This is a genomic window from Methylobacterium sp. P3_A11 (genome assembly GCF_056403155.1).
Map to the genome: position 1 here is coordinate 1 of NZ_JBFUGA010000062.1, position 11,206 is coordinate 11,206.

Below are 11,206 nucleotides of genomic sequence, written 5' to 3' on the forward strand. Positions count from 1 at the left end.
CCGGAGGGCACCGAGATGGTGATGCCAGGCGACAACGTGACCATGGACGTGGCGCTGATCGTGCCGGTGGCCATGGAGGAGAAGCTGCGCTTCGCCATCCGCGAGGGCGGCCGCACCGTCGGTGCCGGCGTCGTCGCCGCCATCAACGATTGAGATCCGGTCCGGAGCGGCGCGCCCTGCCGCTCCGCCTCTTCGGCGCCGGTCTCCGTCTCGACGGGGGCCGGCGTTGTCGTGTCGGCGACGATTTCCACCCGGAGTCGCTGCGCGGCGCCTGCCGGGCTCGATGCCAAACCGGATCCGCCTCGCCGCCCCTGTTTCCTCGCGCCTGAAGCTCCTCGGAATTCGATCCGGCGCCGGCCGCCTCGAATCGGTCACGCGCCCCCTTGCAAGCCGGGCCGCGATGGGGCATTGGGCGGTGCGCTAGGAGTGTAGCTCAACTGGTCAGAGCGCCGGTCTCCAAAACCGGAGGTTGCGGGTTCGAGTCCCTCCACTCCTGCCAGACATTCAGCCCGATCCCGAGCGCCGGCCCGGTCGACAAGCCGGGGGAGTTGCGCTAGAGCGGGCGCAATCCGAGATCTGAAGCGACCGTCGGTGCGGGCCCATCCGGGTCCTCGGCGCCGACATTCGCATTCCCGGATGCGGTCTCTGCCTCGGGGCCGAACACGCACAGACACTGGCGCCATGGCATCGAACGAAGCGACCAAGAAGGTGGACCTGGTGCGCGGCGCAGCCCGCGGTCCCGTGAATCCGCCGCCGGCCCGTCCGGCGACGCCGTCCCGGGCGCCGCAGAAGCGCGCCACGCCGGGCGAGTTCTTCGCGCAGGTCCGCGACGAGGCCCGCAAGGTCACGTGGCCGAGCCGCCGGGAGACCACCATCACCACGATCATGGTCTTCGTGATGGTCGTCGCCGCGAGCCTGTTCTTCACGGTGGTGGACCAGGCCCTGCGCTTCCTGGTCGGCCTGATCCTGGGCGTCTGAATTCTGGGTGTGTGAGGGCGGCTCGCCGCCGATGGGGGAGCCCCCCGCGGACTTTTCGGAGTTGAACGGAACCGTGTCGAAGCGCTGGTACATCGTCCACGCCTACTCGAACTTCGAGAACAAGGTCGCCCAGTCCATCAAGGATCAGGCGGCCCAGCGCGGGCTGACCGAGCTGTTCGACGAGGTGATGGTCCCGACCGAGAAGGTCGTGGAGGTGCGCCGTGGCCGGAAGGTCGATGCCGAGCGCAAGTTCTTCCCCGGCTACGTCCTGGTGAAGTGCGACCTCACCGACGAGGTCTACCACCTCATCAAGAACACCCCGAAGGTCACGGGCTTCCTCGGCGCCGACAAGTCGAAGCCGGTGCCGATCCCCGATGCCGAGGCCGAGCGCATCAAGGGCCAGGTGGCCGAGGGTGTCGACCGGCCCAAGCCCTCGATCTCCTTCGAGATCGGCGAGACCGTCCGGGTCGCCGACGGCCCGTTCGCTAGCTTCAACGGCACCGTCGAGGAGATCGACGATGCTCGCTCCCGCCTCAAGGTGGCCGTGTCGATCTTCGGCCGCGCGACTCCGGTGGAGCTGGAATACGCCCAGGTCGAGAAGGCCTGAGCCTCTTGAATTTGGCGGTGCTGAAGCCGCCCCGTCCTTCCGGCCGTCGCTGAGCGGCGGCCGCGCGTTTGCCGTCTCCTCTTAAGGAGGCGGCATCATCCGCGGGAGATCCGCCCGGCCTCGCCTCCGGGATCCACGGCTCGCACCGCGACCTGCAACCGTCCGACCCGCCGCGCTTCAGGCCGCGTGGGGGCGGATCCTCATTGGGAGCAGTCCCATGGCGAAGAAGATCACGGGCTACGTGAAGCTTCAGGTCCCGGCCGGCGCGGCGAACCCGTCGCCGCCGATCGGTCCCGCGCTCGGTCAGCGCGGCCTTAACATCATGGAATTCTGCAAGGCCTTCAACGCGAAGACCGCGCAGATGGAGAAGGGCACCCCGATCCCGGTGATCATCACCGCGTATCAGGATCGCTCCTTCACCTTCGAGATGAAGCAGCCCCCGGTCACCTTCTTCCTGAAGAAGGCCGTCGGCCTGAAGCTCGGCAAGAAGCCGGCCTCCGGCTCCAAGACCCCGGGCAAGGGTCCGACCGTCGGCAAGATCTCCGAGGCGCAGCTCCGCGAGATCGCCGAGAAGAAGATGCCCGACCTCAACTGCGACTCGATCGAGTCGGCCGTCGCCATGATCCGCGGCTCTGCCCGGGCCATGGGCCTCGAAGTCACGGCCTGAGGGAGGACATCATGGCTAAGGAAGGCAAGCGCATCCGCGCCGCCCGCGAGGGCATCGAGGTCACCAAGCTCTATCCCCTCGACGAGGCGATCAAGCTGGTGAAGGAGCGGGCGACCGCGAAGTTCGACGAGACCGTCGAGGTCTCGATGAATCTCGGCGTCGACCCCCGTCACGCCGACCAGATGGTCCGCGGCGTCTGCAATCTGCCGAACGGCTCCGGCCGGACGGTCCGGGTCGCGGTCTTCGCCCGCGGCGCCAAGGCGGACGACGCCAAGGCCGCGGGTGCCGACATCGTCGGCGCCGAGGATCTCCTGGAGATCGTGCAGAGCGGCAAGATCGACTTCGATCGCTGCATCGCGACCCCCGACATGATGCCGCTGGTCGGCCGTCTCGGTAAGGTGCTGGGTCCGCGCGGCCTGATGCCGAACCCGAAGGTCGGCACCGTCACCATGGACGTGAAGGGCGCCGTCGCCGGCGCCAAGGGCGGCTCGGTGGAGTTTCGCGTCGAGAAGGCCGGTATCGTCCATGCCGGCGTCGGCAAGGTCTCGTTCGACGCCGACAAGCTCGTCGAGAACATCAAGGCCTTCGCGGACGCCGTCGCCAAGGCGAAGCCCGCGGGCGCCAAGGGCACCTACGTCCAGCGCATCGCCGTCACCTCGACGATGGGCCCGGGCGTGAAGGTCGAGCCGAACACGGTCCTGACCGCCTGAGGCAAGGCTCATAGTCCACGCTGCGGAGCGCCCGGCCGGAAACGGCCGGGCGTTTTTTTTCCGTGGCGGGGCGGCGATGGAGCGAATTTCCCACGTCTACATGCTCGCGAGTCGGCGAAATGGGACGCTGTACACGGGCTCGACCACGGATCTCGCGCGGCGCGTTTGGGAACACCGCACGGGCGTCATGCCGGGCTTCACCCGGGATTACGGTGTGACCATGCTGGTCTGGTATGAGGCTTACCCGCGGATCATCGATGCGCGGGTGCGGGAATATGCGATCAAGCGGTGGCGACGGGCTTGGAAGCTCGCGCTGATCGAGGAATTCAATCCGGTGTGGCGGGATCTGTATGATGATCTGAGCCGATGAGCCACTGCGCGGCGCGTCGTGTGCTGGGTCCCGGATCAGGTTCCGCTTCGCTCCACCTGTCCGGGAAAGGGGTGGTGCAGGATGAAACGTCTACCCTTTCCCGGGCGCATGCAGCGCCAGCGGAATGCGACCCGGGACCCAGCACAAGAATCGCCGCCAAGCAGCACCACTCTTCCTCACGCCTTTCTCAACCCCAGAGGGGGGCGCCAACGCGCGCGGCTGTGCTAGATAGGCCACCATGCGATGCACCCTGACGGTCACCTCCAAGCGACGCATCCTGTGCGTCTTCCCCGCCTACACGCCGTCCTTCGGGACGTTCTCCCACGCCTACCCGCTGATGGGCGGGGTGAAGGCGTTCATGCCGCCCCAGGGGCTGCTGCTGATCGCGGCCTATATGCCGGATGCGTGGGAATGCCGGTTCATCGATGAGAATATCCGCCGTGCGAGCCCGGCCGACTTCGCCTGGGCCGATGCGGTGTTCGTCTCCGGGATGCACATCCAGGAACCGCAGATCCACGACATCCGCGACCGCGCCCGCGCGGCCGGCAAGGTGACGGTGCTGGGCGGCCCCTCGGTCTCCGGCGCCCCGGAGAAGTACGGCGATTTCGACTACCTCCATGTCGGCGAGATCGGCGATGCCACCGACCAGCTCGTCGCGCGCCTCGACGCCGACCTGACCCCGCCGCCCGCCCAGGTGCTGCTGGAGACGAAGGACCGCCTCGCGCTGGCGGATTTCCCGGCCCCGGCCTACGAGGCGGCGCCGCTCAAGCGCTACCTGATCGGCTCCCTGCAATTCTCCTCGGGCTGCCCCTATCGGTGCGAATTCTGCGACATCCCGCAGCTCTATGGCCGCCAGCCGCGGCTGAAGAGCCCCGAGCAGATGTGCGCCGAACTCGACGCCATCATCAGCCAGCCGGGCCACCCGGCGGTGGTCTACTTCGTCGACGACAACTTCATCGCCAACCGCAAGGCGACCCGCGAGATGCTGCCGCACCTCGTGGCCTGGCAGAAGAAGAACAACTACCCGCTCCAGTTCGCCTGCGAGGCGACGCTGAACATGGCCAAGCAGCCCGAGATCCTCGAGCTGATGCGGCAGGCGAACTTCATGACGGTGTTCGTCGGCATCGAGACGCCGGAGGCAGAAGCCCTCAAGGGCATCGACAAGACCCACAACGCGGCCGTGCCGATGTACGAGGCGATCGAGACCCTCAACTCCTACGGGCTCGAGGTGACCTCGGGCATCATCCTGGGCCTCGACTCCGACACCGACAAGTCCGAGCAGAACCTGATCGACTTCATCGACCGGTCGGCGATCCCGGTGCTGACCATCAACCTGCTCCAGGCCCTGCCCAAGACCCCGCTCTGGGACCGGCTGGAGCGTGAGGGCCGGCTCCTCCACGATGCCAGCCTGGAGTCGAACGTCCTGTTCAAGCGCCCGCACGATTCGGTGGTGAAGAGCTGGCGCCGGGCGATCGCGCATGCCTACGAGCCGGACAAGATCTTCGAGCGCTTCAAGCACCAGTGCGCGGTGACCTATCCGAACCGGATCACCACGCCGCCCGCCGGCAAGCTGACCTTCACCAACTTGCGGCGCGGGTTGATCCTCGGCTTCAATATCATCACCCGGGTCGGAATCTTCTCCGACTACCGCAAGCCGTTCTGGAGCGCGGCCGGCTACGCGCTGAAGCGGGGGCAGATCGAGGCGGTGTTCAACATGGGCTTCGTGGCCCACCACCTGATCCGCTTCACCCGCGAGGCCCTGCGCGGCGAGCACAACGCCTCTTTCTATGCCGCCAAGGCCGCGGAGGCGAAGGCGGCCCGCGACCGGAGCTGGTGGGAGGCGGCCCGGCGCAAGCTGGTCCCCGAGCGCGAGGCGGCGTAGCCTGGATCCGACGACCCGCCGAGCGATGCAATCGCGGCAAGGCTCCTCCGCTAGCCCTTGCCTGCGGCGGAAAAGTCGCGCTTCGGCCCTTGGCAGGCGGCTTGCTAGGCTCTATACACCGCGCCTCACGCATTTCATCCTTACGGAAGGAAACGGCCGATTGGCCGGTTTCCGCTCGAAATGTCGCCCGGGCAACCGGGTGGCACTGGCCGGCAGGATCCAGAGGGCACCACGCCCCGCGGAGCCTCGTCCGGCCATGTCCTGTCCGAGACTGCAGGTGCCGGTTCGCCGGCTTAATCCACCAGCCTGCACAGACGGGGAAGACCGAATTCGAAACGCCTCGCCACGGCCCAGGCCGCGGAGGGGTATCGGTTTGAACCAACTCACCCGAAGCGGCCCCTCAAGGGTACGTGCGGGGACAGGGCCGCGAAGCGTCGTTCGGACGTTCCCGGTCTTTCGAAGGCCGAGACCACGTCCGGGCGGCATGTGCAACCGGCGGGCCCGATTCCGGGTCCCGCCAACCGGAGAGAGCCCAGTGGACCGGACAGCTAAAGCTGACCTCGTCTCGACGCTCAACGGCGTGTTCAATCAGAGCGCCGTCGTCGTCGTGGCCCACTACAAGGGCCTCACGGTCGCCGACATGCAGAAGCTGCGCTCGCAGATGAAGCAGGCCGGCGCCACCGTGAAGGTCGCCAAGAACAGCCTCGCCGGCATCGCACTCGATGGTACGGACGTCGCCTCCATCAAGCCGCTCCTGAAGGGCCCGACCCTGCTCGCCTATTCGGGCGATCCGGTCGCAGCCGCCAAGGTCGCGGTGGATTTCGCCAAGACGAACGACAAGCTCGTGATTCTCGGCGGCGCGATGGGCACGACAACCCTGAACCCGGACGGCGTGAAGGCCCTCGCCTCGCTCCCGTCCCTCGACGAACTGCGCGCCAAGATCGTGGGCCTCGTGCAGGCGCCCGCGACGAAGATCGCTCAGGTCGTCAATGCGCCGGCGGCGAAGCTCGCCCGCGTGTTCGGGGCCTATGCCACCAAGGACGAGGCCGCCTGAGGCCCTTCAAAAACCACCCGTTCGAACCGATATCTGAGAGGAATTCAAAATGGCTGATCTTGCCAAGCTCGTCGACGACTTGTCCTCGCTGACCGTGCTCGAGGCCGCTGACCTGGCCAAGATGCTCGAAGAGAAGTGGGGCGTCTCGGCCGCCGCTGCCGTCGCCGTCGCCGCCGGTCCGGCTGCCGGTGGCGCCGCGGCCGCCGTCGAGGAGCAGACCGAGTTCACGGTCGTCCTCGCCGCCGCCGGCGACAAGAAGATCGAGGTCATCAAGGAGGTCCGCGCGATCACCGGCCTCGGCCTCAAGGAAGCCAAGGACCTCGTCGAGGGCGCGCCGAAGCCGGTCAAGGAAGGCGTCGCCAAGGACGAGGCCGAGAAGCTCAAGGCCCAGCTCGAGAAGGCCGGCGCCAAGGTCGAGCTCAAGTAAGTCGACGATGGGCCGGCCCCGGCCCATCACCCCACGCAGGCCCGTCTCGGGCCTGTCGTGACTGGAGCCCGCGGGTGCTGCGCCCGCGGGCTTTAGGCCGCTTCGGCGGACGGTCCCGGGCGGGGCCGATTGAGAGAGATTCGGTTCGGTGGCGCGGCTCGGCGGGGCGCGCGTCACGGCCCGGCGCGGGAGGCCCCTTCACGGGAGCGCTTCCCCGGGCGCGAGGCACGCGGGTAGGAGCGAGGTCACATGGCCAACACGCTGGTCGGTCGCAAGCGCATTCGGAAGTTCTTCGGCAAGATCAAGGAAGTTGCCGAGATGCCGAACCTCATCGAGGTTCAGAAGGCGTCCTACGACCAGTTCCTGATGGTCGACGAGCCCGAAGGCGGGCGCGGCGACGAGGGGCTGCAGAGCGTGTTCAAGTCGGTCTTCCCGATCTCCGACTTCGCCTCCACGGCCCTCCTGGAATTCGTGCGCTACACCTTCGAGGCGCCCAAGTACGACGTGGACGAGTGCCGCCAGCGCGGCATCACCTTCGCGGCGCCGCTGAAGGTCACGCTCCGCCTCATCGTGTTCGATGTCGATCCCGACACCCAGGCCAAGTCGGTCAAGGACATCAAGGAGCAGGACGTCTACATGGGCGACATGCCCCTGATGACGGAGAACGGCACCTTCATCGTCAACGGCACCGAGCGCGTCATCGTCTCGCAGATGCACCGCTCGCCGGGCGTGTTCTTCGACCACGACAAGGGCAAGACCCACTCGTCGGGCAAGCTCCTGTTCGCCGCCCGCATCATCCCGTACCGGGGCTCCTGGCTCGACGTCGAGTTCGACGCCAAGGACATCGTGCACGTCCGCATCGACCGGAAGCGCAAGCTGCCGGCGACGTCGCTGCTCTACGCGCTGGGCCTCGACGGCGAGGAGATCCTGTCGACCTTCTACAACCGCGTCGCCTACGACCGGGACGGCGCCGACTGGCGCGTGCCGTTCGATGCCGAGCGCATGAAGGGCATGAAGGCCACGGTCGACCTGATCGACGCCGATTCCGGCGAGGTCGTGCTCGAGGCCGGCAAGAAGCTCAACGCCCGCAACGCCCGCCAGATCACCGAGAAGGGGACCAAGTTCCTCAAGGCGACCGACGAGGATCTCGTCGGCCAGTACATCGCCGAGGATCTGGTCAACGCCCACACCGGCGAGATCTGGGCCGAGGCCGGTGAGGAGATCACTGACAAGCTCCTGAAGAGCCTGGAGGATGTCGGCATCACCGAGCTGCCGGTACTCGACATCGACCACGTCAATGTCGGTCCCTACATCCGCAACACCCTGGCGGTGGACAAGAATTCCGGCCGCGAGGGTGCGCTGTTCGACATCTACCGGGTCATGCGCCCGGGCGAGCCGCCGACCCTCGACACCGCCGAGGCGATGTTCCACTCGCTGTTCTTCGATTCCGAGCGCTACGACCTCTCGGCGGTCGGCCGCGTGAAGATGAACATGCGCCTCGACCTCGACGCCGCCGACACCGTGCGCACGCTGCGCAAGGAGGACATGCTGGCGGTGGTCAAGGCGCTCGTGGAGCTGCGCGACGGCAAGGGCGAGGTCGACGACATCGACCACCTCGGCAACCGCCGCGTCCGCTCGGTGGGCGAGCTCATGGAGAACCAGTACCGTCTGGGCCTCCTGCGCATGGAGCGTGCCATCCGCGAGCGCATGAGCCAGGTCGATATCGACACGGTGATGCCGCAGGACCTGATCAACGCGAAGCCCGCGGCCGCCGCCGTGCGCGAGTTCTTCGGCTCGTCGCAGCTGTCGCAGTTCATGGACCAGACCAACCCGCTCTCCGAGGTGACGCACAAGCGCCGCCTCTCGGCCCTCGGCCCGGGCGGTCTGACCCGCGAGCGCGCCGGCTTCGAGGTGCGCGACGTGCACCCGACGCATTACGGCCGCATCTGCCCGATCGAGACGCCGGAAGGCCCGAACATCGGCCTGATCAACTCCCTCGCCACCTTCGCGCGGGTCAACAAGTACGGCTTCATCGAGACCCCGTTCCGCCGCGTGCGCGACGGCGTGGTCACCGACGAGGTCGCCTATCTCTCGGCCATGGAGGAGGCGAAGTACTACGTCGCCCAGGCCAACGCCCAGATGGACGAGAACCGCAAGCTCACGGAGGACCTCGTGGTCTGCCGTCGCGCGGGCGAAGTGATCGTCGTGGGTCCTGAGCGCGTCGACCTCATGGACGTGTCGCCGAAGCAGCTCGTCTCGGTCGCCGCGGCTTTGATCCCCTTCCTCGAGAACGACGACGCCAACCGCGCGCTCATGGGCTCGAACATGCAGCGCCAGGCGGTGCCGCTTGTCCGCGCCGACGCCCCGTTCGTGGGCACCGGCATGGAGGCTGTGGTCGCCCGCGATTCCGGCGCCGCCATCGCGGCCCGCCGGGCCGGCATCATCGATCAGGTCGACGCGACCCGTATCGTCATCCGCGCCACGGAAGAGGCGGATGCGACTAAGCCGGGCGTCGACATCTACCGTCTTCAGAAGTTCCAGCGCTCCAACCAGTCGACCTGCATCACGCAGAAGCCGCTGGTCCGCGTCGGCGAGTTCGTGAAGAAGGGCGAGATCATCGCCGACGGTCCCTCGACAGAGTTCGGTGAGCTGGCGCTCGGCCGGAACGTGCTCGTCGCGTTCATGCCGTGGAACGGCTACAACTTCGAGGACTCGATCCTGCTCTCCGAGCGGATCGTGAAGGATGACGTGTTCACCTCGATCCACATCGAGGAGTTCGAGGTGATGGCCCGCGACACCAAGCTCGGGCCGGAAGAGATCACCCGCGACATCCCGAACGTCTCGGAAGAAGCGCTCAAGAACCTCGACGAGGCCGGCATCGTCTACATCGGTGCCGAGGTGAATGCCGGCGACATCCTCGTCGGCAAGATCACCCCGAAGGGCGAGAGCCCGATGACGCCGGAGGAGAAGCTGCTCCGCGCCATCTTCGGCGAGAAGGCCTCGGACGTGCGCGACACCTCGCTGCGGGTGCCGCCGGGCGTCACCGGCACGATCGTCGAGGTCCGGGTGTTCAATCGCCACGGCGTCGACAAGGACGAGCGCGCCCAGGCGATCGAGCGCGAGGAGATCGAGCGGCTCGCCAAGGACCGCGACGACGAGCAGGCGATCCTCGACCGCAACACCTACGCCCGTCTGGCGGACGTGCTGATCGGCCAGGCGCCGGTGGCCGGCCCGAAGGGCTTCCGGAAGGACACCACGCTCACCCGCGAGCTGATCAACGACTACCCGCGCTCGCAATGGTGGCAGTTCGCCGTCATCGAGGACCGTCTCATGACCGAGATGGAGGCGATGCAGAAGCAGTACGACGAGTCGAAGAAGCGCCTGGAGCAGCGCTTCCTCGACAAGGTCGAGAAGCTGCAGCGCGGCGACGAGCTGCCCCCCGGCGTCATGAAGATGGTCAAGGTCTTCGTGGCGGTGAAGCGCAAGATCCAGCCTGGCGACAAGATGGCCGGCCGTCACGGCAACAAGGGCGTCGTGTCGCGGATTGTGCCGATCGAGGACATGCCGTTCCTGGAGGACGGGACGCATGCCGACATCGTGCTCAACCCACTGGGCGTGCCCTCGCGCATGAACGTCGGTCAGATCCTGGAGACGCACCTCGGCTGGGCGGCTGCGGGCCTGGGTCGCAAGGTGTCGAAGGCGGTGGATGCCTATCTGAAGTCGCACGATATCGCGCCGCTGCGGGAGGAGATGACGGCGATCTACTCCCCGGGCGAGCTCGACGGCCTGACGGACGAGGAGCTGGCCGAGGCCGGCAACAACGTCCGCCGCGGCGTGCCGATGGCCACCCCGGTGTTCAACGGCGCCAAGGAGGCCGACATCGAGCAGATGCTGGAGATGGCCGGGCTCGACCGCTCGGCGCAGTCGACGCTCTACGACGGGCGCACCGGCGAGCCCTTCGACCGCAAGGTGACGATGGGCTACATCTACATGCTGAAGCTCCACCACCTCGTGGACGACAAGATCCACGCCCGGTCGATCGGCCCGTACTCGCTCGTCACCCAGCAGCCGCTGGGCGGCAAGGCGCAGTTCGGCGGTCAGCGCTTCGGCGAGATGGAGGTCTGGGCGCTGGAGGCCTACGGCGCGGCCTACACGCTGCAGGAGATGCTCACGGTGAAGTCGGACGACGTGGCCGGCCGCACCAAGGTCTACGAGGCGATCGTCCGCGGCGACGACACCTTCGAGGCCGGTATCCCCGAGTCGTTCAACGTGCTCGTCAAGGAGATGCGCTCGCTCGGCCTCAACGTCGAGCTCACCTCCTCCAAGAAGGCGGCCAACGACCAGCTCGAGCCGCCGGCCGACGCGGCCGAGTAGATCTGAGAACCACACCTCCCGTGGCGGCTTCGGGCCGCCACGGTCGAGCGGGGAGGGGAGGGGCCTCCCGGCTACGACGACGGTGAGCAGCGCCCGCGCGGGGCGCGGCGCCGGATCTTTTTCAGGACGCGGTGGCC

Annotated in this window: 10 protein-coding genes and 1 tRNA gene; all 11 read left to right on the forward strand. The window is 67.3% G+C overall.

Going from position 1 to position 11,206, the window contains the following annotated elements; genetic code table 11:
* Positions 1-153: EF-Tu C-terminal domain-related protein (locus tag AC1DXK_RS19135; protein ID WP_477298701.1), on the forward strand; the 153-nt coding region annotated here is incomplete at its 5' end.
* Between the two features lie 269 nt (positions 154-422).
* Positions 423-499: transfer RNA gene (locus AC1DXK_RS19140), tRNA-Trp, on the forward strand.
* A 182-nt stretch (positions 500-681) separates the two neighbouring features.
* The gene (gene secE / locus AC1DXK_RS19145; protein WP_457107686.1) at positions 682-978 is read left to right on the forward strand and encodes a preprotein translocase subunit SecE; all 297 of its coding nucleotides are present in this window, start codon (positions 682-684) and stop codon (positions 976-978) included.
* Positions 979-1,051: 73 nt separating this feature from the next.
* Positions 1,052-1,585 carry a transcription termination/antitermination protein NusG gene (gene nusG / locus AC1DXK_RS19150; RefSeq protein WP_012320778.1) on the forward strand — a complete coding sequence of 178 codons (534 nt, stop codon included), beginning with the start codon at positions 1,052-1,054 and terminating at the stop codon, positions 1,583-1,585.
* 217 nt (positions 1,586-1,802) lie between these two features.
* Positions 1,803-2,252, forward strand: a complete 450-nt coding sequence (gene rplK / locus AC1DXK_RS19155; protein ID WP_043348285.1) for a 50S ribosomal protein L11 — start codon at positions 1,803-1,805, stop codon at positions 2,250-2,252.
* An 11-nt stretch (positions 2,253-2,263) separates the two neighbouring features.
* Entirely contained in the window at positions 2,264-2,962 is a 699-nt protein-coding gene (rplA, locus tag AC1DXK_RS19160) for a 50S ribosomal protein L1 (RefSeq protein ID WP_192711268.1), read from the forward strand.
* Between the two features lie 76 nt (positions 2,963-3,038).
* Positions 3,039-3,332 (forward strand): GIY-YIG nuclease family protein, encoded by a 294-nt coding sequence (locus AC1DXK_RS19165; protein WP_457107687.1) that lies wholly within the window; start codon positions 3,039-3,041, stop codon positions 3,330-3,332.
* Between the two features lie 238 nt (positions 3,333-3,570).
* Positions 3,571-5,214, forward strand: a complete 1,644-nt coding sequence (locus AC1DXK_RS19170) for a B12-binding domain-containing radical SAM protein (protein ID WP_457107688.1) — start codon at positions 3,571-3,573, stop codon at positions 5,212-5,214.
* 535 nt (positions 5,215-5,749) lie between these two features.
* Entirely contained in the window at positions 5,750-6,268 is a 519-nt protein-coding gene (gene rplJ, locus AC1DXK_RS19175) for a 50S ribosomal protein L10 (protein ID WP_050735285.1), read from the forward strand.
* 49 nt (positions 6,269-6,317) lie between these two features.
* On the forward strand, positions 6,318-6,695 hold the full coding sequence (rplL, locus tag AC1DXK_RS19180; RefSeq protein WP_007566046.1) for a 50S ribosomal protein L7/L12: 378 nt from the start codon (positions 6,318-6,320) through the stop codon (positions 6,693-6,695).
* A gap of 249 nt (positions 6,696-6,944) precedes the next feature.
* Complete coding sequence (gene rpoB / locus AC1DXK_RS19185; RefSeq protein WP_457107689.1) at positions 6,945-11,069, forward strand: DNA-directed RNA polymerase subunit beta; 4,125 nt, start codon at positions 6,945-6,947, stop codon at positions 11,067-11,069.
* Positions 11,070-11,206: the final 137 nt, after the last annotated feature.